General features: G+C 59.8%; 18 protein-coding genes and 1 pseudogene. 11 read left to right on the top strand and 8 right to left on the bottom strand.

The genetic code is table 11. The features are described from left to right. Positions 1-54: 54 nt before the first annotated feature. The 6 genes from xerD to KGA83_RS19720 all read left to right on the top strand — a co-directional run bounded on the left by xerD (position 55) and on the right by KGA83_RS19720 (position 6,773). Positions 55-951, top strand: a complete 897-nt coding sequence (gene xerD / locus KGA83_RS19745; protein ID WP_108214984.1) for a site-specific tyrosine recombinase XerD — start codon at positions 55-57, stop codon at positions 949-951. A 254-nt stretch (positions 952-1,205) separates the two neighbouring features. Continuing rightward, a complete protein-coding gene (gene dsbC, locus KGA83_RS19740; RefSeq protein WP_108214985.1) occupies positions 1,206-1,937 on the top strand; it encodes a bifunctional protein-disulfide isomerase/oxidoreductase DsbC in 732 nt (243 codons plus the stop codon). A gap of 132 nt (positions 1,938-2,069) precedes the next feature. Continuing rightward, a complete protein-coding gene (locus KGA83_RS19735) occupies positions 2,070-3,374 on the top strand; it encodes a homoserine dehydrogenase (protein WP_223530592.1) in 1,305 nt (434 codons plus the stop codon). Positions 3,375-3,440: 66 nt separating this feature from the next. After that, the gene (thrC, locus tag KGA83_RS19730; protein WP_223530590.1) at positions 3,441-4,850 is read left to right on the top strand and encodes a threonine synthase; all 1,410 of its coding nucleotides are present in this window, start codon (positions 3,441-3,443) and stop codon (positions 4,848-4,850) included. Positions 4,851-4,969: 119 nt separating this feature from the next. After that, the gene (locus KGA83_RS19725; RefSeq protein ID WP_223530588.1) at positions 4,970-6,325 is read left to right on the top strand and encodes a transporter substrate-binding domain-containing protein; all 1,356 of its coding nucleotides are present in this window, start codon (positions 4,970-4,972) and stop codon (positions 6,323-6,325) included. A 160-nt stretch (positions 6,326-6,485) separates the two neighbouring features. Further along, complete coding sequence (locus tag KGA83_RS19720; protein ID WP_223530587.1) at positions 6,486-6,773, top strand: DUF3509 domain-containing protein; 288 nt, start codon at positions 6,486-6,488, stop codon at positions 6,771-6,773. Between the two features lie 170 nt (positions 6,774-6,943). Here the strand turns inward: KGA83_RS19720 and KGA83_RS19715 are convergent. Continuing rightward, positions 6,944-7,138 (bottom strand): annotated as a pseudogene (locus tag KGA83_RS19715) (hypothetical protein); the annotation flags it as partial. 4 nt (positions 7,139-7,142) lie between these two features. Then, positions 7,143-8,342, bottom strand: coding sequence for a CaiB/BaiF CoA transferase family protein (locus KGA83_RS19710; RefSeq protein WP_108215465.1), 1,200 nt, complete (start codon positions 8,340-8,342; stop codon positions 7,143-7,145). Positions 8,343-8,489: 147 nt separating this feature from the next. On the opposite strand from KGA83_RS19710, the gene KGA83_RS19705 reads away from it, so the two are divergent. The 3 genes from KGA83_RS19705 (at position 8,490) to KGA83_RS19695 (ending at position 12,195) form a co-directional block, all read left to right on the top strand. Continuing rightward, positions 8,490-9,032, top strand: a complete 543-nt coding sequence (locus KGA83_RS19705; RefSeq protein ID WP_108214990.1) for a YaeQ family protein — start codon at positions 8,490-8,492, stop codon at positions 9,030-9,032. 66 nt (positions 9,033-9,098) lie between these two features. Next, the gene (gene recJ / locus KGA83_RS19700; protein WP_115947387.1) at positions 9,099-10,808 is read left to right on the top strand and encodes a single-stranded-DNA-specific exonuclease RecJ; all 1,710 of its coding nucleotides are present in this window, start codon (positions 9,099-9,101) and stop codon (positions 10,806-10,808) included. A gap of 280 nt (positions 10,809-11,088) precedes the next feature. Beyond that, positions 11,089-12,195: an NADH:flavin oxidoreductase/NADH oxidase gene (locus KGA83_RS19695; RefSeq protein WP_223530585.1), complete on the top strand. Its 1,107-nt coding sequence runs from the start codon at positions 11,089-11,091 to the stop codon at positions 12,193-12,195. A gap of 66 nt (positions 12,196-12,261) precedes the next feature. Here KGA83_RS19695 and glpD read toward each other — a convergent pair whose 3' ends face one another. From glpD to KGA83_RS19675, 4 genes are all read right to left on the bottom strand, one after another. Continuing rightward, positions 12,262-13,800: a glycerol-3-phosphate dehydrogenase gene (glpD, locus tag KGA83_RS19690; protein WP_223530583.1), complete on the bottom strand. Its 1,539-nt coding sequence runs from the start codon at positions 13,798-13,800 to the stop codon at positions 12,262-12,264. Positions 13,801-14,047: 247 nt separating this feature from the next. After that, positions 14,048-14,803: a DeoR/GlpR family transcriptional regulator gene (locus KGA83_RS19685; protein ID WP_108214993.1), complete on the bottom strand. Its 756-nt coding sequence runs from the start codon at positions 14,801-14,803 to the stop codon at positions 14,048-14,050. A gap of 95 nt (positions 14,804-14,898) precedes the next feature. Further along, positions 14,899-16,404, bottom strand: a complete 1,506-nt coding sequence (glpK, locus tag KGA83_RS19680; protein ID WP_108214994.1) for a glycerol kinase GlpK — start codon at positions 16,402-16,404, stop codon at positions 14,899-14,901. A gap of 74 nt (positions 16,405-16,478) precedes the next feature. Continuing rightward, on the bottom strand, positions 16,479-17,330 hold the full coding sequence (locus KGA83_RS19675; protein ID WP_108214995.1) for an MIP/aquaporin family protein: 852 nt from the start codon (positions 17,328-17,330) through the stop codon (positions 16,479-16,481). A 348-nt stretch (positions 17,331-17,678) separates the two neighbouring features. Here KGA83_RS19675 and ybaK point away from each other — a divergent pair, with 348 nt between their 5' ends. Continuing rightward, positions 17,679-18,149 (top strand): Cys-tRNA(Pro) deacylase, encoded by a 471-nt coding sequence (gene ybaK / locus KGA83_RS19670; RefSeq protein WP_007971306.1) that lies wholly within the window; start codon positions 17,679-17,681, stop codon positions 18,147-18,149. A gap of 106 nt (positions 18,150-18,255) precedes the next feature. Continuing rightward, positions 18,256-19,038: a PhzF family phenazine biosynthesis protein gene (locus KGA83_RS19665; protein ID WP_108214996.1), complete on the top strand. Its 783-nt coding sequence runs from the start codon at positions 18,256-18,258 to the stop codon at positions 19,036-19,038. Positions 19,039-19,177: 139 nt separating this feature from the next. Here the strand turns inward: KGA83_RS19665 and KGA83_RS19660 are convergent, their stop codons facing one another. Continuing rightward, complete coding sequence (locus KGA83_RS19660; RefSeq protein WP_108214997.1) at positions 19,178-20,287, bottom strand: ABC transporter ATP-binding protein; 1,110 nt, start codon at positions 20,285-20,287, stop codon at positions 19,178-19,180. Next, positions 20,284-21,204, bottom strand: coding sequence for an ornithine carbamoyltransferase (gene argF / locus KGA83_RS19655; protein ID WP_108214998.1), 921 nt, complete (start codon positions 21,202-21,204; stop codon positions 20,284-20,286). The genes KGA83_RS19660 and argF overlap by 4 nt, the downstream gene beginning before the upstream one ends. Positions 21,205-21,693 lie beyond the last annotated feature (489 nt).

The raw sequence follows: 21,693 nt of genomic DNA, 5'->3' as shown, positions 1-21,693 counted from the left end.
TGTTGCCCGCGATTTATCTTCCCTGGCCGTATTGCCGGTCTTGCCTGAGCCTTTATGCCTGCCATTGATCATCCCCTGATTGACCAGTTTCTCGATGCTCTTTGGCTGGAGAAAGGTCTCTCCGATAACACTCGAGATGCCTATCGCAGTGACCTCGCGCTGTTCAACGGTTGGTTGCAGGAGAATGGGCTGGAGTTGATCAGCGCCGGGCGCGAGTTGATTCTCGACCACCTGGCCTGGCGCCTGGAGCAAAACTACAAGCCCCGTTCCACTGCGCGATTTCTCTCGGGTGTGCGTGGCTTTTATCGCTACTTGCTACGGGAAAAGTTGATTGCAGTCGATCCGACGTTACGCGTCGATATGCCGCAACTTGGCAGGCCGTTGCCAAAATCCTTGTCGGAAGCAGACGTGGAAGCGCTGCTGAAGGCGCCGGATCTGAGCGAAGCCATCGGTCAGCGCGACCGCGCCATGCTCGAAGTGCTTTACGCTTGCGGCTTGCGGGTGACCGAGCTGATCAGCCTCACCCTGGAACAGGTCAATTTGCGCCAGGGCGTGTTGCGAGTGATGGGCAAGGGCAGCAAGGAGCGACTGGTGCCAATGGGCGAGGAGGCGATTGTCTGGGTCGAGCGCTACATGCGTGATGCGCGCGGTGAACTGCTGGGCGGGCGTCCCAGCGATGTGTTGTTTCCGAGTCAGCGTGGCGAACAGATGACCAGGCAAACCTTCTGGCACCGGATCAAGCACCAGGCCAAGGTGGCCGGGATCGGCAAGTCGCTGTCGCCGCACACCTTGCGTCATGCCTTCGCCACACACCTGCTCAACCACGGTGCAGACCTGCGAGTGGTGCAGATGCTGTTGGGGCATAGCGACTTGTCGACGACCCAGATCTACACCCATGTTGCCCGTGCACGGTTGCAGGATCTGCATGCCAGGCACCATCCCAGAGGCTAACGCAAAACCTGTGGGAGCGAGCCTGCTCGCGAAGAGGCCGGCATATCCAATATTAATGACGCCTGACACACCGCATTCGCGAGCAGGCTCGCTCCCACAGGGGATTGTGTCGCGACAAATGTCTTGCATCAGGTGCATTCGGCCATGCGGACCTTATGTGATAGGCTGGACCGGTTTGCACGATGGGCGGTTATGACCCGGTGTTTCGGCACGGGCGTTCTGATCGTCCCATATGTTCGCCTTCAGGAGTTCTCATGCGTCTGACCCAGATTTTCGCCGCCGCAGCCATTGCGTTGGTCAGCACCTTTGCCGTCGCCGATGACGCGGCAGACAAAGCCATTCGTAAAAGCCTGGAAAGCCTCCAGCTCGAAGTGCCAGTGGAAAGCATCACCGCCAGCCCGTTGCCCGGCCTGTACGAAGTCAAGCTCAAAGGCAGCCGCGTGCTGTATGCCAGTGCCGACGGCCAGTACGTGGTTCAGGGCTACCTGTTCGATCTCAAGGACGGCAAGCCGGTCAACCTGACCGAGAAGACCGAGCGCCTGGGGATCTCCAAGTTGATCAACGACATCCCGGTTGCCGAAACCGTTGTCTACCCGGCCATTGGTGAAACCAAGTCGCACATCACCGTATTCACCGACACCACCTGCCCGTACTGCCACAAGCTCCACGCCGAAGTGCCTGAGCTGAACAAGCGCGGCATCGAAGTGCGTTACGTCGCGTTCCCGCGCCAGGGCCTGGGCTCGCCGGGTGACGAACAGCTGCAAGCGGTGTGGTGCTCGAAAGACAAGAAAGCGGCCATGGACAAAATGGTCGACGGCAAGGAAATCAAGGCCGCCAAGTGCGATAACCCGGTTTCCAAACAGTTCGCGCTCGGCCAGTCGATCGGCGTGAACGGCACACCGGCCATCGTTTTGGCCGACGGTCAGGTCATTCCGGGCTACCAGCCTGCGCCACAAGTCGCCAAACTGGCACTGGGCGTGAAGTAATTCGCATCGTCACGGCAAGCCTTGACGATCATGGTCCGGTAGCGACATTCGCCGGGCCATCAATAGAGAGCCGCGAGTCTGCGGTTGTTTTCACGGCCGGCCTCGAGTCGGCCGTTTTATGGGGAGTTCACAGTGAATCCGGTCAAAGTAGGCATCTGTGGGTTAGGGACCGTCGGTGGCGGTACCTTCAACGTACTTCAGCGCAACGCCGAGGAAATTGCTCGTCGTGCCGGGCGTGGGATCGAAGTGGCACAAATTGCCATGCGCACGCCAAAGCCTCAGTTCCAAACGACCGGTATTGCGATTACCAACGATGTCTTCGAAGTGGCCACGAACCCTGAGATCGACATCGTCATAGAGCTGATGGGCGGCTACACCGTTGCCCGCGAGCTGGTACTCAAGGCCATCGAGAATGGCAAGCATGTGGTCACCGCGAACAAGGCACTTATCGCCGTTCACGGTAATGAAATTTTCGCCAAGGCCCGCGAGAAGGGCGTGATCGTTGCGTTCGAAGCAGCGGTAGCCGGTGGTATTCCAGTGATCAAGGCGATCCGCGAAGGCCTGTCGGCCAACCGCATCAACTGGGTGGCCGGCATCATCAACGGCACCGGCAACTTCATCCTGACGGAAATGCGCGAGAAGGGTCGTACCTTCGAAGACGTATTGGCCGAAGCCCAGGCACTGGGTTACGCCGAAGCCGATCCGACCTTCGACGTCGAGGGTATCGACGCCGCTCACAAGCTGACGATCCTGGCGTCCATCGCGTTCGGTATCCCGCTGCAATTCGACAAGGCCTACACCGAAGGCATCACCAAGCTGACCACCGCCGACGTCGACTACGCCGAAGCGCTGGGCTACCGCATCAAGCACCTGGGCGTGGCGCGCAGCACCGCGGCCGGTATCGAACTGCGCGTGCACCCGACGCTGATCCCGGCCGATCGCCTGATCGCCAACGTCAACGGCGTGATGAACGCGGTGATGGTCAACGGCGATGCTGCCGGTTCGACCCTGTTCTACGGCGCTGGCGCCGGCATGGAGCCGACCGCTTCGTCGGTGATCGCCGACCTGGTGGACGTGGTCCGCGCCATGACTTCCGACCCGGAAAACCGCGTACCGCACCTGGCGTTCCAGCCGGATTCGCTGTCGGCTCACCCGATCCTGCCGATCGAAGCCTGCGAAAGCGCCTACTACCTGCGTATTCAGGCCAAGGACCATCCGGGCGTACTGGCTCAGGTCGCGAGCATCCTCTCGGAGCGCGGCATCAACATCGAGTCGATCATGCAGAAGGAAGCCGAGGAGCACGACGGCCTGGTGCCGATGATCCTGCTGACCCACCGTGTGCTGGAGCAGCACATCAACGATGCCATCGCTGCTTTGGAAGCCTTGGCGGGTGTGGTCGGTCCGGTTGTACGGATCCGTGTCGAGCACCTGAACTAAGCCGATATCGTTGACCGGGCTCGCTTGCGGGCCCGGCACTACGAACACTGTCCATTGGAGTCAGTCATGCGTTACATCAGTACCCGCGGCCAGGCACCGGCCCTGAATTTCGAAGACGTCCTGCTGGCAGGTCTTGCCACCGACGGCGGTCTGTACGTCCCGGAAAACCTGCCACGATTCACCCAGGAAGAAATCGCTTCCTGGGCCGGCCTGCTGTATCACGAACTGGCTTTTCGCGTCATGCGCCCGTTCGTCACCGGCAGCATTCCGGATGCCGAGTTCAAGAAAATCCTTGAAGAAACCTACGGCGTATTTGCCCACAGCGCCGTTGCGCCGCTGCGTCAGCTGAACGGCAATGAATGGGTGCTGGAGCTGTTCCACGGCCCGACCCTGGCGTTCAAGGACTTCGCCCTGCAACTGCTCGGTCGTTTGCTCGACTACGTGCTGGAAAAGCGCGGCGAGCGCGTGGTGATCGTCGGCGCCACCTCCGGTGACACCGGCTCGGCCGCCATCGAAGGCTGCAAGCACTGCGAAAACGTCGACATCTTCATCCTGCACCCGCACAACCGGGTGTCCGAAGTGCAGCGTCGGCAGATGACCACCATCTTCGGTGAGAACATCCACAACATCGCCATCGAAGGCAACTTCGATGACTGCCAGGAAATGGTCAAGGCGAGCTTCGCCGACCAGGGTTTCCTCAAGGGCACGCGCCTGGTGGCGGTGAATTCGATCAACTGGGCGCGGATCATGGCCCAGATCGTTTACTACTTCCACGCATCTCTGCAACTGGGCGGCCCGGCACGTTCGGTGTCGTTCTCGGTGCCGACTGGCAACTTCGGCGACATCTTCGCCGGTTACCTGGCGCGCAACATGGGCCTGCCGATCAACCAGTTGATCGTCGCCACCAACCGCAACGACATCCTGCACCGCTTCATGAGCGGCAATCAGTACGTCAAGGAAACCCTGCACGCCACGCTGTCGCCGTCCATGGACATCATGGTGTCGTCGAACTTCGAGCGCTTGCTGTTCGACCTGCATGGTCGCAACGGCGCGTCCATCGCCGGGCTGATGGATTCGTTCAAGCAGGGCGGCGGTTTCAGCGTCGAGCCAGAGCGCTGGACCGAAGCCCGCAAGTTGTTCGACTCGCTGGCCGTGGATGACGCGCAAACCTGCGAAACCATCGCCGAAGTCTACGAGCAGACTGGCGAAGTGCTGGATCCACACACGGCCATCGGCGTGAAAGCTGCGCGGGAATGCCGTCGCAGCCTGGACATTCCAATGGTGATCCTGGGCACCGCCCATCCGGTTAAATTCCCGGACGCCGTGGAAAAAGCCGGCGTAGGAAAAGAGCTCGAGCTGCCTGCACATCTTTCTGATTTGTTTGAACGAGACGAACGTTGCACCGTATTGCCAAATGACCTGAAGGCCGTGCAGGCCTTTGTCAGTCAGCATGGCAATCGCGGCAAGCCGCTGTAACCGGTCAGCGCTGTAACATTTTGAAGCCCGTCTCCTGACGGGCTTTTTCATTTCTGCGTGCACACTTGTCGTGTTATCGCCGCGAAGGGACAGGCGAATGGATCACCAAGGACGTGGGAATGCTGTTTACAAGTGTGTTCAAGCCAGCCGCACGCTGGCTGTTTTTATTCGGCATGCTGGGAATCGCCGAATGGGGAGGGGCGAACCCTGCATCGATTCCGGAACGCGGGATGTCTGCCCCCCGCTCAAAGGTCGTGCTCAATGACCAGGAGTTGCAATGGATGGCCAGCCATCCACGGGTCGTGGTCACGGCACTGGAATATCCGTTGTACCTGTTCAAGGATGAACATGGCCAATGGACGGGCTTGAACAGTGACCTGCTCAAGCGCATCAGTGACATGACGGGGTTGCAGTTCGTTTACGAACAGTCTTTTTCCACCGATCAGATGCTGGCCCATCTGGAAAGCGGCGCGGCGAATTTGAGTACGACCCTGGCGATGAATGACGAACGCAAGGTATTTCTCGATTTCAGCCATGCGTTCGGCGGTGCCGGATGGGTCTTTGTCGGGCAGGCTGGGACGCCGCCGGTGCAGTCGCTGGAGGATATGGCGAAGCGGGTACTGGTGCTGCCGACCCGGCATGCACTGGAAGCGGTGATCCGTCGTGATTATCCGTCCATCGAATTGCGTTCGGTTAAAACCTACGCCGAAGCCCGTGCCTGGGTTGAAAGCGACGAAGCCTACGTCACCATCGAAAACGAAATCGGCGCCCAGCATTTTCCGTCGGGTCGGCTGCAGATCGGGGCTGTGGTGCCGGGCAAATGGGATGCGGATTATCTGACGTTGCGCAAAGGTCAGCCACAGTTGCTGAGTATCCTCAACAAGGCACTTGAGGCGTTTCCTGCGCAGGAGCTGCGCGACCTTCGCCTGAAGTGGTTCGGCGGCGCTACCGTGTCACAGCCGCCAGGCCTCTGGCAGCGGATTGACCAGTGGGTCTGCTGGGGGATGTTTGTGCTCAGCCTGTTCGGCCTGTTGTCCCTGCTCTGGAATCGGCGGTTGGCGGTGGTGGTCAGGCAGCGGGTCGAGGCCCAAAGCAGTCTTCGCGATCAGCTCGCCTTCCAGCATGCCCTGATGGATGCCATGCCTGACCCGATGTTTGTCCGTGATCTGCAAGGGCGCTTGATCATGTGCAACAAAAGTTATGAGGACGCTTTGTCGACACGTTTTGACCGGATGCAGGGGCGGCAGTTGATCGAGGTCGACGTCATGCCCAGGCAAACCGCGGAACTGCTGCACGCCGAGTTTCTGGCGCAGTTGAGTACGCGCAGGACGCGCTTCTTCGAGCGTCAATTGATGTTCAAGGACGGCGTCAGGGATATCTACCAGTGGACGGTGCCGTTTTACACGGCGGATGGCCAGCTACGAGGATTGTTGGGGGGCTGGGCCGACATCGCCCGACGTACTCGACAGACGTGATGGTTGCGTTTTTTCTCTGTCATGTTCGACGTGCATGCTCTCTTGACTGGGCTGCAGGTTCGCTTGCGGTCAGTATCCAGAACTTTCTTCTCGGGCCAGCGGTCATCTTTTTCAGGCATGCCCCAGGCACGTTGTTTCGGACTATTGAGTGGTGATCGGGATGGAAAGTATCAGTTTGTTGCTCGGTGAGGCGCTGAGCCCGTATCAGGTCACGTTGACCCCGTCAGGCATTCGTGGCGAATGTCGGGTAACCCTGAAGAATGCTATCGGCGCGACGGTGGTCGAGCGCGAGGTCAATCAGGTCCAATTGGATGACAAACGGCTACTGACGGATGTGGTCGACGGTTTGCATCGCGACGTGCTGATCGCTGAAGGACGCCTTGAGCCTTGTGTCATCGCGGCATTGCGTAATGCGGCGCAGGACAAGCTTCTGGCCAGCCGCAATTGAAGGGATTTTTGTGGGAACCTTCCCGCGCCCAGGTCAGTCAGACTTTATAACAGCAGGATCAAGCATTGTGCTCCGGTGCTTGTAGCTTGCTGCTACTGGTCTCCAGGTAGACCACGTTTAACCCCGGGTCGTCTCCCCACTTCCCGGGGTTTCTTTTTGCCCGGGATTTGTCAGGGTTGCGCCAGATTGTCAAAAAACGCCTTGGTGTCTTTCAGGTAATCGCTGCGACTCTCTGGATCCAGCCAGGCGGCGTAGGCCTCGTCAAGGCGTTCACGGGGAAGGGGGCGCAGCACCTGGTTGATCTCGACAATGGCCTGCCGGCCCTTTGGCGTGTCGGTGCAGCCGATATAACCGGACAGGTATTGCAGTTCAGATGGCTCCGTCTTTGCGCAACTCTGCGATCTGTACCGCGTCATAGCCAAGTTCCTGGAGTACCTGTGCGTTGTGCTCACCCAGTTGTGGCCCGACCCATTCACATTCACCGGGTGTCTCCGAGAGTTTCGGCACAATGCCCGGCATCTTGAAGTCTTTGCCATCCGGCAGCTTGGCCTGCAGGAACATTTCCCGCGCCAGGTACTGAGGGTCATTGAACATGTCTTCGGCGCTGAAGATCCGGCTGGCCGGCACCTCGGCCTGATTGAGCCGCGCCAGCACCGTGTCCAGCGGCAACGAGTTGACCCAGCGATCGATGACGCCATAAATCTCGTCGCGTCGGGCATCGCGGCCATCGTTGCTGGCCAGCAGAGGATCGTTGGCCAGGTCTTCCCGGTCAATGATGAACATGAAACGTTTGAAAATCGCGTCGCCATTGGCGCCGATCTGCACGTGCTTGCCATCGGCGCTGGTGTGGATCGAGGAGGGGGTGATGCCCGGCATGATGTTGCCCGTGCGTTCGCGAATGAAGCCGAACACGTCGAACTCAGGGACCATGCTTTCCATCATCGCGAAGATGGCTTCGTACAGCGCCACGTCCACCACTTGCCCCTGGCCACCGTTGACCTCGCGATGACGCAGGGCCATCAGTGCGCCGATCACGCCCCAGAGCGCGGCAATCGAGTCGCCGATGGAAATGCCGGTGCGCACCGGTGGCCGGTCTTCGAAGCCGGTGATGTAGCGCAGACCGCCCATGGATTCACCGACCGCACCAAAGCCGGGCTGATCTTTCATCGGACCGGTCTGGCCGAAACCCGACAGCCGCACCATGACCAGTTTCGGGTTCAAGGCGTGCAGGACGTCCCAGCCCAGGCCGAGTTTCTCCAGGACGCCGGGACGAAAGTTTTCGATCAGAATGTCTGCTTCACCCAGCAGCTGTTTCAGGATCGCCTGACCGTCGGGGTGTTTGAGATTGAGGGTCAGGGACTTTTTATTGCGGGCCTGGACGAACCACCACAACGAAGTGCCTTCATACAACTTGCGCCATTTGCGCAATGGGTCACCGCCGTCCGGAGACTCAACCTTGATCACATCGGCACCGAATTCAGCGCAGATACGCGAAGCAAACGGGCCGGCAATCAAGGTACCCAATTCGATGACTTTCAGACCGGAAAGCGGTTTGGCGGTGAGCGGCATGCGGGATCCTGCAGGACAAAGGATGAGCGAGTACAGCGTTTTAACATAGCCGACTGTCAGGCGCTTCAGGTTGATCACCTTCAATTCGTGGATTGCCTTGCGCATCGGTTAGACTTGCCGCCTTTCCTCGTATCAAGAAGCCCGTTCATGGCCCAGCCGTCCACGACCTACAAGTTTGAACTGAACCTCACCGACCTTGACCGCAGCGTCTATGAGAGCGTGAAGCAGACCATCGCCCGTCACCCTTCGGAAACCGAAGAGCGCATGACCGTGCGCCTGCTAGCCTACGCCCTCTGGTACAACGAGCAGCTGTCGTTTGGCCGTGGTCTGTCGGAAGTGGATGAACCTGCCTTGTGGGAAAAAAGCCTGGATGACCGCGTCCTGCACTGGATCGAAGTCGGCCAGCCCGATGCCGAGCGCCTGACCTGGTGCTCGCGCCGCACTGAACGTACCAGCCTGCTGGCCTATGGCAGCCTGCGCGTGTGGGAAGGCAAAGTGGTGCCGGCGGTGAAAAACCTGAAGAACGTCAACATCGCTGCCGTGCCCCAGGAAGTCCTGGAAATCCTGGCCAAAGACATGCCCCGCGTTATCAAGTGGGACGTGATGATCAGCGAAGGGACGATCTTCGTCACCGACGACCGTGGACAGCACGAAGTCCAGTTGCAGTGGCTGGCCGGTGAGCGCGGCTGATTTTTCGCCGCTTTAGCGCATCACCCGGTTTTATCCTACGTATTGAAGAGAAGCATCTTTCACCCCATGCGCATCGAACCTCGCCTGCTGCCCGACACCCTGCCATTCCTCGGTGATATTCCGCCCCTGCTGACCCGCCTGTACGCGGCGCGGGGTGTGCAATCCGAGGCAGAACTGGACAAGAGCCTGGCGCGGTTGATTCCGTTCCAGCAGCTCAAGGGCATCGATGCCGCCGTGGATCTGCTGGTGGCGGCGCTCGAACAGCGTCAGCGCATTCTGATCGTCGGCGACTTCGATGCCGACGGCGCGACGGCCAGTACCGTGGGCACGCTGGGCCTGCGTTTGCTGGGCGCGGCGCATGTCGATTATCTGGTGCCAAACCGTTTCGACTACGGCTACGGCCTGACACCGGAGATCGTCGAAGTGGCGCTTGAGCGTCAGCCGCATTTGCTGATCACCGTCGACAACGGCATCTCCAGCGTCGAAGGCGTGGCTGCGGCGAAAAAGGCCGGGCTCAAGGTGCTCGTCACCGACCACCACTTGCCCGGTGACGAGCTGCCGCTGGCCGATGCCATCGTCAATCCGAACCAGCCCGGTTGCGAGTTTCCGAGCAAGGCGCTGGCCGGTGTCGGGGTGATTTTCTATGTGCTGATGGCCCTGCGTGCGCGGTTGCGCGAACTTGGCTGGTACACGAGCAAGCCGCAGCCGAATATCGGCGAACTGCTCGATCTGGTGGCCTTGGGCAGCGTGGCCGACGTGGTGCCGCTGGATGCCAACAACCGGATTCTGGTGCATCAGGGCCTGGAACGGATTCGCGCCGGACGTGCCCGACCGGGGATCAAAGCGATCCTCGAAGTGGCCAAGCGTGACCACACACGCATCACTTCCACCGACCTGGGCTTCATCGTCGGCCCGCGCCTGAACGCGGCGGGGCGCCTGGATGACATGAGTCTGGGCATCGAATGCCTGCTGACCGACGACGCCGGTCTGGCCCGTGAAATGGCTGCTCAATTGGACGGCATGAACCAGGATCGCAAATCCATCGAGCAGGGCATGCAGCGCGAAGCGCTGGCGCAGCTCAAGGATCTGCCGGTGGAGTCGATGCCGTTCGGCTTGTGCCTGTTCGATCCCGAGTGGCATCAGGGCGTCATCGGTATCCTCGCATCACGGATGAAGGAGCGCTATTTCCGCCCGACCATCGCCTTTGCCGATGCCGGAGATGGCCTGCTCAAGGGCTCGGGGCGTTCGGTCCAGGGCTTTCACATCCGCGACGCCCTGAGCGTGGTGGCGGCGCAGCATCCGAATCTGATCACCAAGTACGGCGGCCACGCGATGGCGGCCGGCCTGACGCTGCCGGAAGCGAATTTCCCCTTGTTCGCCGAAGCCTTTGACGCTGAAGTGCGCCGGCAGATGCGCGAAGAAGACCTGACTGGCCGCCTGTTGTCGGACGGCACCCTGGCGGTGGAAGAGTTCCACCTGGAACTGGCCCGTGCCCTGCGGCATGCCGGTCCTTGGGGGCAGCACTTCCCGGAACCGTTGTTTCATGGGGTGTTCCAGTTGGTCGAGCAGCGGGTCGTGGGCGAACGGCACCTTAAAGTCGTGCTGAAAAGTGAATGTGGTTCGGTGAAACTCGACGGCATTGCCTTCGGGATCGACCGCGACATCTGGCCGAATCCGACCATCAAGTGGGTGGAACTGGCCTACAAGCTCGACCTCAACGAGTTTCGTGGCAACGAGACGGTCCAGCTGATGATTGCCCACATCGAACCGCGTTGATCCGACACCTGTAGGAGCGAGCTCGCTCGCGATGGGCGTGAACGATGGCGCTGGGGACCTGATACCCCGCGGTGTCCTGTCGTCCATCGCGAGCGAGCTCGCTCCTACAAGGGGGCGACATCTCTCGATGTCGACTAGGCTCTAAACACTGCTTGATTTTAGCCTTGTGACGTCTTGTCGAATTTTTTGCCCGCGGGGGCGGGTGCTGTACCTTTTTCCTGTCACTCGTCGACTATTCAAACAGAACCTGGAGCCTGCCCACTGATTCGAGAGGTGCCCCATGAGTCTGCTGCTTGAACCCTTTACCCTTCGCCAATTGACCCTGCCCAACCGCATCGCGGTATCGCCGATGTGCCAGTACTCCAGCACCGACGGTCTGGCCAATGACTGGCACCTGGTCCACCTCGGCAGCCGTGCTGTCGGCGGGGCCGGGCTGGTGTTTACCGAAGCCACGGCGGTCACCGCCGACGGGCGTATCACCGCTCAGGACCTCGGTCTGTGGAATGACGAGCAGATCGAACCCCTGCAACGCATCACCCGCTTCATCAACGCCCAGGGCGCCGTTGCCGGCATTCAACTGGCCCATGCCGGGCGCAAGGCCAGTACCTATCGGCCATGGCTGGGCAAGCATGGCAGCGTCAAACCCGACGAGGGCGGCTGGGTGCCGGTCGGACCTTCACCGATTGCATTCGACCCACAGCACACCCAACCCAGACAACTCGATGACGGCGAGATCGCCAAGGTCATCCAGGCCTTTGTCGATGCGGCAAAGCGCTCGCTAAAGGCCGGTTTCAAGGTGGTAGAAGTGCACGCCGCCCATGGTTACCTGCTGCATCAGTTCCTGTCGCCATTGAGCAATCAGCGGCGCGATCAATATGGCGGTTCATTCGAAAATCGCATTCGGCTGGTGTTGCAGGTCACCGAAGCGGTGCGTGCGGTGTGGCCTGAAGAATTTCCGGTGTTTGTCCGGGTATCGGCCACCGACTGGGTGGAGGACGGCTGGAACCCCGATGAAACCGTGGAACTCGCCCGTCGCCTCAAGGCCCAGGGAGTGGACCTGATCGACGTCTCGTCGGGCGGGACGGCGGTGAATGCCGAAATTCCCACAGGCCCTGGTTACCAGACCCGCTTCGCCGAACGTGTGCGCAAGGAGTCGGGCATGGCCACCGGCACGGTTGGCATGATCACCGAGCCGGCACAGGCCGAGCACATCCTGCGCACCTGTCAGGCGGACATCATCTTCCTGGCCCGTGAGTTGTTGCGCGACCCGTACTGGGCGCTGCATGCAGATGACGATCTGGGCGGGCACAAGGCCGTGTGGCCGGCGCAGTATCAGCGGGCGACTCACCGTGAGCAGCCGATTCACGAATCGGATTTGCGTGACTGAAATCCATCGATACGAAAAAGCCCCTGAATCGCGAGATTCAGGGGCTTTTGTTTGTGCCGTGATCGATCAGGCCGCTTCGATCTTGCTGCGGTTCTGTTCGACCTTGTTCAGGTAGTCCTTGAGCTTTTCCTGTTCGGCCGCCGTCGTGAACAAGCCGAGCTTGCTGCGACGCCAGAGGATGTCGTGGGCGCTGGTGGCCCATTCTTCGCTGCACAGATAGTCGACTTCACGGGTGTAGAGACCGCCGCCGATGTGCTCGCCCATATCGCTGAGGTCCTGTACGCCTTCGAGCATGCGCCAGGTGCGGCTGCCGTAGGTGGTGGCCCAGCGGCGAGCGATCTCGCTCGGTACCCAGTCGAATATGTCGCGGATACGCGAGCTCAAGGCCAGCGGGGTGGTCATGTCTTCACCGCCCGGCAGCGTGGCGCTGGCGGTCCAGCTTGGCTTGATGTGCTTGAAGTACGGTGCCAGTTGTGTCAGTGCCGACTCGGCCAGTTTGCGATAGGTGGTGAGCTTGCCGCCGAACACCGACAGCAACGGCGCCTCTTCGCCGGTGCCAGACAGCGCCAGGGTGTAATCACGGGTCACGGCGGACGGGTTGTCGGATTCGTCGTTGCACAGTGGGCGCACGCCGGAATAGCTGTGCAGGATGTCGTCGCGACTGATTTGCTTTTTGAAATGGGCGTTGACCACGTTCAACAGGTAATCGGTTTCGCCGTCGGTAATTGCCACCTTCGCCGGATCGCCGGTGTACTCGCGGTCGGTGGTACCGATCAGGGTGAAGTGATTCAGATACGGAATGGTGAACACGATGCGCTGATCTTCGTTCTGCAGGATGTGCGCGTGCTCTCCTTCGTACAGTTTCGGCACGATCAGGTGGCTGCCCTGGATCAGGCGGATGCCGTATGGCGATTCCATCTTCAGGTCATCGCGAATGAACCTGGCGACCCATGGCCCGGCCGCGTTCACCAATGCTTTGGCGCGGATCGAAAACAGGCTGCCATTGGCGCGCTCCAGATGCAGGTGCCACAGGCCCTTGGTACGGCGAGCGCTGACGCAGCGGGTCTGGGTGTGAACGTGGGCGCCTTGTTCCCGGGCGGCCATGGCGTTCAACACCACCAGGCGCGCGTCGTCGACCCAGCAATCGGAGTATTCGAAGCCCTTGGTGATCTCGCTTTTGAGCGCGCTGTCGGGGCCGAACTTCAGGCTTTTCGAACCTTCCAGCTGCTCGCGCTTGCCCAGGTTGTCATAGAGAAACAGGCCGGCGCGAATCATCCACGCCGGGCGCAGGTGCGGGCGGTGCGGCAATACGAAACGCATTTGCTTGACGATGTGCGGAGCCTTGGCCAGCAGTACTTCACGTTCGGCCAAGGCTTCACGCACCAGGCGGAATTCGTAATGTTCGAGGTAGCGCAGGCCACCGTGAATCAGCTTGCTGCTGGCCGACGAGGTATGGCTGGCCAGGTCATCCTTTTCGCAAAGGAACACCGAGAGACCGCGACCGGCGGCATCCGCGGCAATTCCCACGCCATTGATCCCGCCACCGATGACGGCGATATCGTAAACCTCGGCGAGAGGGGGCATGGACAAGTTGGAATTGGGCATCGGCTCGGCCTCGGAATTCTTTGAAGTTCTGTATTTGAATTCGAACATTAATGTTCATTTTCGAAAATACTAGCCCATAAAGAAGCGCACAGCCAGTCAGCTTCGATTGAAAATACTCATCGAAGGGCCGTTAAAGGAAAATATACGAACATAAAAGCAAAAGATCGCAGCCTTCGGCAGCTCCTACGGATGCACTCAAACCTGTAGGAGCTGCCGAAGGCTGCGATCTTTTAAGACTGGAAAGGGCTTAAACGACTTCCAGCCGAACCTTGTGCTGGTTCAGCAGTTGCGCCAGCGCCGGGGAAGGCTGCTGATCGGTGACCAGGCAATCGACGAGGCTGATCGGCCCCAGGCGAATCATGGCGTTGCGTCCGAATTTGCTGGAGTCGGCCGCGAGGATCACTTGTCGGGCATTGGCGATGATCGCCTGGGATACCCGCACTTCCTGATAATCGAAGTCCAGCAGGCTGCCGTCCTCATCGATACCACTGATGCCGACCAGGGCGAAATCGACCTTGAACTGGTTGATGAAGTCGACACTGGCCTGACCGACCACGCCGCCGTCACGCCGTACATTGCCACCGGTCAGCAGCACGTCGAAGTCGTCCTTGGCGCTGAGCATCGAAGCCACATGCAGGTTGTTGGTGATGATTTTCAGGTGACTGTGGTTGAGCAGTGCCCGGGCAATGGATTCGGTGGTCGTGCCGATGTTGATGAACAACGAGGCATGGTCGGGAATCTGTGCGGCAATGGCTTCGCCGATACGCTGTTTTTCGTCGCGCATCTGATCGGCGCGCATGGCGTAGGCGGTGTTTTCGACACTGGAATCATAGGCGGCGCCACCGTGGTAGCGACGCAACAAGTTGGCTTCAGCGAGCTGATTGATGTCGCGGCGGATGGTCTGCGGGGTAACTACGAACAGAGCGGCCATTTCCTCGATACTGACATAGCCACGTTCGCGGACCAGTTCGAGGATTTGCTGCTGACGGGGAGGCAGATTCATGGGGCGTCCTTTGGGCTGCCGTGCAAAATTTGCCCATGATGCCGCAGGAATCCGCTCCCTACCAGTTACATACAGATACGGGGACTGGAGTTAGCTTATTCAGCCTCGTCCTCAGCCGCCCAATCGCGGGTGCGACTGACCGCTTTTTTCCAGCCAGCGTAGAGTTTTTCCTTTGCGGCTTCGTCCAGTGTCGGCTCGAACTGGCGTTCGATCACGGCCTTGCCACGCAACTCTTCCAGGCTGCCCCAGAAGCCACAGGCCAGGCCTGCCAGGTAAGCCGCACCCAGCGCCGTGGTTTCGCGCATTTGCGGACGCTCGACCTGGGTGCCGAGGATGTCGGCCTGGAACTGCATGAGGAAATTGTTGGCCACTGCGCCGCCGTCCACACGCAGAGCTTTCAGACGCTCCCCAGAGTCTTGCTGCATGGCGTCCAGCACGTCGCGGGTCTGGTAGGCAATCGATTCCAGCGCGGCCCGAATGATGTGATCCACGCGTACGCCGCGGGTCAGGCCGAACAAGGCGCCACGGGCGTACGGGTCCCAGTAGGGGGCGCCAAGACCGGTAAAGGCCGGCACCAGGTACACGCCGTTGCTGTCCTTGACCTTGTTGGCGAAGTATTCGGTGTCGTGGGCGTCGTTGATGATCTTCAGTTCGTCACGCAGCCATTGCACGGTGGAGCCGCCGTTGAACACCGCACCTTCCAGGGCATAGGCCACTTCGCCACGCGGGCCGCAGGCGATGGTGGTCAGCATGCCGTGTCGGGATTTCACGGCTTTGTCGCCAGTGTTCATCAACAGGAAGCAGCCAGTGCCGTAGGTGTTTTTCGCCTGGCCTGGCTCGACACACATCTGGCCGAACAGAGCGGCTTGCTGGTCACCGGCAATGCCGCCGATGGCGATGCCGCTTTTGGTGTGGCCGTAGATCTCGGACGACGATTTGACTTGCGGGAGCATCTCACGCGGGATGTCGAGGACTTCCAGCATCTTCGCGTCCCACTCCAGGGTGTGGATGTTGAAGAGCATGGTGCGCGAAGCGTTGGTGTAGTCGGTGACATGCACCTTGCCGCCGGTAAATTTCCAGATCAACCAGCTGTCGACGGTGCCGAACAGCAGCTCACCGTTGCGCGCGCGTTCGCGGCTGCCTTCGACGTTGTCGAGGATCCACTTGAGCTTGGTGCCGGAGAAGTACGGGTCGGTGACCAGACCGGTGGTGTCGCTGATGTATTGCTCGTGGCCATCGCGCTTGAGTTGCTGGCAGATCTCGGTGCTGCGTCGGCATTGCCAGACGATGGCGTTGTAGATCGGGCGGCCGGTGTTCTTGTCCCAGACCACAGTGGTTTCGCGCTGGTTGGTGATGCCGATGGCTGCTACCTGGTCGTGGTGCAGGCCGGCTTGTGCCAGGGCCTCGACCATCACGGCGCTTTGGGTGGCGAAGATCTCCATCGGGTCATGCTCGACCCAACCGGCTTGCGGGTAGTGCTGTGCGAACTCCCGTTGGGCGGTGCAGACCACGTTCGCGTCGCGGTCGAAAATGATCGCGCGGGAGCTGGTCGTACCCTGATCGAGGGCAATGATGTAGTTCTTATTCTGTGTGTCGGTCATGTCGATTGCCTTGGACGAAATAAGGGAGTGAGGTCTGGCGCGTGATCAAAGGGCAGGGGCACGCGCCAACGGTATCAAGAAGTTCTGGGTTTGCCGTCAATGGCAGCTGTTGCATCCTTTGTAGCAGGTACAGCGCCGTGCAGATGGCGGGCAATCAGCCCGCGATAGGCAGCGGCGCCGAGGCAGGCACCGACAATCGGTGCAAAAACAGGAATCAGGAAATACGGAATATCGCGTCCGCCGGTGAAGGAAATTTCACCCCAGCCAGCGAAGAAAGTCATCAGTTTAGGGCCGAAGTCCCGCGCAGGGTTCATGGCAAAACCGGTCAGCGGTCCCATTGAGCTGCCGATTACCGCAATCAGCAGGCCGATCAGCAGCGGTGCCAACGGGCCTTTGGGCAGGCCGTTGTTGTCATCGGTCAGGGACATGATCACGCCCATCAGGATGGCCGTGATGATCACCTCGACCAGAAACGCCTGGGCAGTGGTCAGTACAGGATTCGGGAAGGTAGAGAACACCGATGCGAGTTCAAGGCTGGCTTGAGTGCCACGCACCATATGATGAGTTTGTTCGAATTCGAAGAATAGATTGCTGTAAAGCGTGTAAACCAACAACGCTCCACAGAAGGCACCTGCCACCTGGGCGAGTACGTAGAAAGGCAATTTACGTTTTTCGAAGTCCGCGAAAATGCTCAGGGCAATGCTGACGGCAGGGTTCAGATGAGCTCCGGAAACTCCGGCGGTGAGGTAGATCGCCATGCTGACACCGACGCCCCAGATAATGCTGATTTCCCACAAGCCAAAACTGGCACCCGCGACTTTGAGCGCGGCAACACAACCTGTACCAAAAAAGATCAGCAGCGCCGTACCCAGAAACTCGGCCATGCATTGGCTCGAGAGCGACGGTTGTTGTAAAGCAGTTGTCATTGAAACCTCATTTTTTTTGTTGTGTGGCGCTTTTTCCCATCATGGTCGGAGCGCGGTTTTCGCCGAGGCAGGATCCCCATCCTGGTCGCGGTTTTCTGCTGGGTGCAGCGGTAGGACGTTTCGTGCAGTTTCAGAAACGAAAAAATATAGACAAGAAACGCTGATGTCAAAGGTCGAAAGTGAACCATCGGTCACAAAAAAACTATTCGTTGCATGAATGAACGAGTCATTGCGCAATGGGATGGCCAGGCAATGGCGTTATGGATGCGCTGCCCTGGAGCCTTTTAGCGATCAATGTCCTAGAATCCGGCGCAGTATTTTTCTTCTGTCGCCCAGTCTGGAGCTGTCATGACCCCCGCATTGGATTTGTTGAAAAAGGTTCGGGCCGAACATCGCGTACACAGTTACGAACATGACCCGAAGGCTGCCTCCTACGGGCTGGAAGCGGCGGAAAAGCTCGGGCTCGATCCGGCGCAGGTGTTCAAGACCCTGCTGGCGGCCAGCGAAAAGGGCGAGTTGCTGGTGGCCGTGGTGCCGGTTGTCGGCAGCCTGGACTTGAAGGGACTGGCCCACGCCGCGGGCGTGAAAAAGGTCGAAATGGCCGACCCGGCGGCAGCGCAGCGCTCTACTGGCTATTTGTTGGGCGGGATCAGTCCGCTGGGGCAGAAAAAGCGTTTGCGTACCTTCATTGATAATTCGGCCCAGCCCTTCGCCAGCATTTTTGTCAGTGCGGGTCGACGTGGGCTGGAAGTTGAGCTGGCACCGGCGGTGCTGGCCGAACACACCCAAGCGAAGTTTGCCGATATCGGTCGGGCGTGAGCATCGAAGCAAGTGCAGCGCTGTATGGTGAAAATCAGCCCGCTCTGTCACTGGCGGTGGTTCGGCCGGCACTGCATGCTCAGCGGACAAACCAAGGGAGAAGGTTATGCAGCTAGAGTTTCATCAGGTCGACGCGTTCAGCAATCAGCCATTCAGTGGTAACCCGGCGATGGTCTATCGGCTCGATACCTGGCTCGCCGATGAATTGATGCAGAAGATTGCCGCCGAGCACAACCTCGCCGAAACGGCATTTGTCGTGCGCGAAGGGCAGGGCTGGCACATCCGCTGGTTTACGCCGACCACCGAGGTGCCATTGTGCGGTCACGCGACACTGGCCAGTGCCTATGTGTTGTTTGAGATCTATAAAGAGCCCGTCGAGCGACTGGACTTCACCTGCAAATCCGGCCCGTTGAGCGTGACCCGTGAGGGTGGGCGCCTGTGGCTGGATTTCCCGGCGATCACTGCGTCGCCGGTGAACCTGATCCCGGACATCGAGCGTGCACTGGGCGTGAAGCCTGTCGAGGTACTGGGTTCGAATGAGCTGTTCGTGGTGCTGGAGTCGGAGCAAGCCGTGCTCGACTGCAAACCGGACATGGTGGCCCTGGCGAAACTGCCATGGTTGGGCGCCATCGTGACGGCGCGTGGCAGCCAGCACGATTTCGTTTCCCGCTACTTCGCCCCGGCAATCGGCATCAATGAAGACCCGGTAACCGGATCGACCCATTGCCTTCTGATTCCGTACTGGTCAAAGCAATTGGGCAAGTCGAGCCTGACGGCTTTTCAGCGTTCGGCGCGGGGTGGGGAATTGTTCTGTCGACTGGAAGGCGATCGGGTGAAGATCGGCGGGAATGCGACCTTGGTTGCCAGCGGCACACTGATGCTGGGATGACGCAAATCCAGTGTAGGAGCGAGCTTGCTCCGGGCGGCGACCCGACGATGGACGACAACGATAACGCGTGCAACCGGAAGGAACGCGTTATCCAGACGTTTTTCGCGAGCAAGCTCGCTCCTACAGGGTTTTTTGTGTATCAGCTAGCGGTGCTGTACCGCCGGACACCGGATTCAACAGCAGGAATCTGCGCCGCCGTGCTGCCGGACGCCTGGAACAGCACCAGGTGTTCAGCCGCGACACGAATACCCACATCCGCCCCGACCAGGCAATCGACATGGCTCGGGAAGATTGATTCCAGTTGTGCGCCTGTCGGCAGCTGCAAGCGATAGAGGGTCGACGCACCCAGGAACGTCTTGCCGGCAATTCGCGCCTTCAGTGCGCTGTCCGGCGCGTAGACGATGTCGTCCGGGCGCAGCAGCACGTCCACGGCACCGCCTACCGGCCAGGTGTAGGCCCGGTTGCCGCGCAATTCGCCGAGCTCGGTTTGCACCGACTCCGGGCTGCTCAACTGACCGCGAATGAAATAACCCTGGCCGATGAAACTCGCCACGAAGGGTGTCAGCGGTTCGTGATACAGGTTGTAGGGCGTATCCCACTGTTCCAGGCGACCTTCCTTGAATACGCCAACGTGGTCACTGACTGCGAAGGCTTCCTCCTGGTCGTGAGTCACCAGAATCGCGCTGGTGCCTCGGGCCTTGAGGATGTCGCGTACTTCGTGGCTGAGCTTGCGGCGCAATTCACCATCGAGGTTGGAGAACGGCTCGTCGAGCAACAGCAATTGCGGATCCGGTGCCAGCGCGCGGGCCAGGGCGACACGTTGTTGCTGGCCACCTGAAAGTTCGTGGGGGAAGCGCTTGCCGAGGTTCTTCAGGTTGACCAGTTCCAGCAGTTCTTCGGTAACGCGATCCATTTGCGGATGCTTGCGAATGCCGAAGGCGATGTTGTCGGCCACGCTCAAATGCGGAAACAGCGCGTAGTCCTGGAACACCATGCCAATGCGACGTTTCTCCGGCGCGAGGGTGAAGCCGGCGCTGGAGATGGTTTCGCCCGCCAGCTGGATTTCGCCTTCATGTACCGGTTCAAAGCCGGCTATCGCCCGTAGCGTGGTGGTCTTGCCGCAGCCTGAAGAGCCGAGCAGGCAACCAATGTCACCAGCGTTCAGATGCAGGTTCAGGTTCTGTACTACACGCTGGTCCTGATAGCCGCAGGCGAGGTTGCGCAGGTTAAGCAGTAAAGGCTGGCTCATGCGTGGTGATACGCCGGTTCGACGAGAAACTCGAGCAGGGCCTTTTGCGCGTGCAGGCGGTTTTCGGCTTGATCCCAGGCCACCGAACGTTTGTCGTCGAGCAGGTCGACGCTGATTTCTTCGCCGCGGTGCGCCGGCAGGCAATGCATGAACAATACCTCTTCAGCGGCCAGGTCAAGCAGGGCGCGGTTGACCTGGTACGGTGCGAACAGCTTCAGACGCTTGGCGGTTTCTTCTTCCTGACCCATGGAGGTCCAGACGTCGGTGCTCACCAGGTGTGCACCGCGCACGGCTTCTTTCGGGTCGCGAACGATGGTGACCCGATCGCCGGCCTTGGCCACGAATTCAGGATTGGGCTCATAGCCTTCCGGGCAGGCCACGCGCAACTGGAAGTCGAACTGGATCGCCGCTTCTATATAACTGTTGCACATGTTGTTGCCGTCGCCGATCCAGGCCACGGTCTTGCCCTGGATGGAGCCGCGGTGTTCGAGGAAGGTCTGCATGTCCGCCAGCAACTGGCACGGATGCAGGTCATCGGACAGGCCGTTGATCACCGGCACGCGAGAGTTGGCGGCGAATTCGGTCAGGTTGCTGTGGGCAAAAGTACGGATCATCACTGCGTCGAGCATGCTCGACATGACGATGGCGCAGTCGCCGATCGGCTCGCCACGGCCCAGTTGGGTGTCACGTGGCGACAGGAAGATCGCCTGGCCGCCGAGCTGGATCATGCCAGCCTCGAAGGAGATCCGGGTACGGGTCGAGGATTTCTCGAAAATCATCCCCAGGACGCGGTTTTTCAGAGGCTCGAACAGTACGCCGCGGTTACGCAGGTCCTTGAGCTCAACGCCTCGACGGATCACGCTGACCAGCTCTTCGGGCGTGCAATCCATCAGGGAGAGAAAGTGCCTTGCGCTCATCATTGACTACCTTTTTGCTACAAACCGCAGATGCTCAAAGCCTTGTTTAACGGAACAACGGGCGAGACCTGCGGCGTAAGCCGCACGGGGCGACGAAATAGGGGAAGGCGCGATCTTATAATTAAATGTCGCGTCTTACCAATAGGGCTACAGTTTTTAGGGAGTTTCAGAGGTGCTACGGGTTCACCGAAGTAGCGCTTTGAAGCCTGATTCCTTATAGCAGCGGCTCATTTGTACACCGGCCTCTCGGGGCTTGGCAATCAAACGGGGCGGCAACGGTACGCTGACAGTCGGTTTCTGACCTGTCATTCATCAGCGCCGGGCTCGACGAACACGGTAGCCTGATCGGCGAGCTGACCGGCGTACATGGCCCTCACAGGCCGATTGAAACCCTTCAGGAAATCCACTTGCAGGCGCCGCTCAGGCTGCCTCCGAACTGATGCCCGACGGCCATCGGCTGGCCTGATAACCCTCGATTCACAAGACGAA

The organism is Pseudomonas sp. GL-R-19 (genome assembly GCF_019956375.1).
Lineage (GTDB): Bacteria > Pseudomonadota > Gammaproteobacteria > Pseudomonadales > Pseudomonadaceae > Aquipseudomonas.
Note: the sequence above shows the minus strand (reverse complement) of the source record. Positions and strands in the feature narration are given on the sequence as shown.

Coding starts and splice junctions, on each gene's coding strand:
- KGA83_RS19695 (WP_223530585.1), top strand. CDS start 11,089: ATGAGTCTGCTGCTTGAACCCTTTACCCTTCGCCAATTGACCCTGCCC.
- KGA83_RS19710 (WP_108215465.1), bottom strand. CDS start 8,342: ATGCCGCTCACCGCCAAACCGCTTTCCGGTCTGAAAGTCATCGAATTG.
- glpD (WP_223530583.1), bottom strand. CDS start 13,800: ATGCCCAATTCCAACTTGTCCATGCCCCCTCTCGCCGAGGTTTACGAT.
- KGA83_RS19685 (WP_108214993.1), bottom strand. CDS start 14,803: ATGAATCTGCCTCCCCGTCAGCAGCAAATCCTCGAACTGGTCCGCGAA.
- ybaK (WP_007971306.1), top strand. CDS start 17,679: ATGACCCCCGCATTGGATTTGTTGAAAAAGGTTCGGGCCGAACATCGC.
- KGA83_RS19720 (WP_223530587.1), top strand. CDS start 6,486: ATGGAAAGTATCAGTTTGTTGCTCGGTGAGGCGCTGAGCCCGTATCAG.
- KGA83_RS19660 (WP_108214997.1), bottom strand. CDS start 20,287: ATGAGCCAGCCTTTACTGCTTAACCTGCGCAACCTCGCCTGCGGCTAT.
- KGA83_RS19665 (WP_108214996.1), top strand. CDS start 18,256: ATGCAGCTAGAGTTTCATCAGGTCGACGCGTTCAGCAATCAGCCATTC.
- xerD (WP_108214984.1), top strand. CDS start 55: ATGCCTGCCATTGATCATCCCCTGATTGACCAGTTTCTCGATGCTCTT.
- KGA83_RS19725 (WP_223530588.1), top strand. CDS start 4,970: ATGCTGTTTACAAGTGTGTTCAAGCCAGCCGCACGCTGGCTGTTTTTA.
- KGA83_RS19675 (WP_108214995.1), bottom strand. CDS start 17,330: ATGACAACTGCTTTACAACAACCGTCGCTCTCGAGCCAATGCATGGCC.
- dsbC (WP_108214985.1), top strand. CDS start 1,206: ATGCGTCTGACCCAGATTTTCGCCGCCGCAGCCATTGCGTTGGTCAGC.
- argF (WP_108214998.1), bottom strand. CDS start 21,204: ATGAGCGCAAGGCACTTTCTCTCCCTGATGGATTGCACGCCCGAAGAG.
- KGA83_RS19705 (WP_108214990.1), top strand. CDS start 8,490: ATGGCCCAGCCGTCCACGACCTACAAGTTTGAACTGAACCTCACCGAC.
- recJ (WP_115947387.1), top strand. CDS start 9,099: ATGCGCATCGAACCTCGCCTGCTGCCCGACACCCTGCCATTCCTCGGT.
- thrC (WP_223530590.1), top strand. CDS start 3,441: ATGCGTTACATCAGTACCCGCGGCCAGGCACCGGCCCTGAATTTCGAA.
- glpK (WP_108214994.1), bottom strand. CDS start 16,404: ATGACCGACACACAGAATAAGAACTACATCATTGCCCTCGATCAGGGT.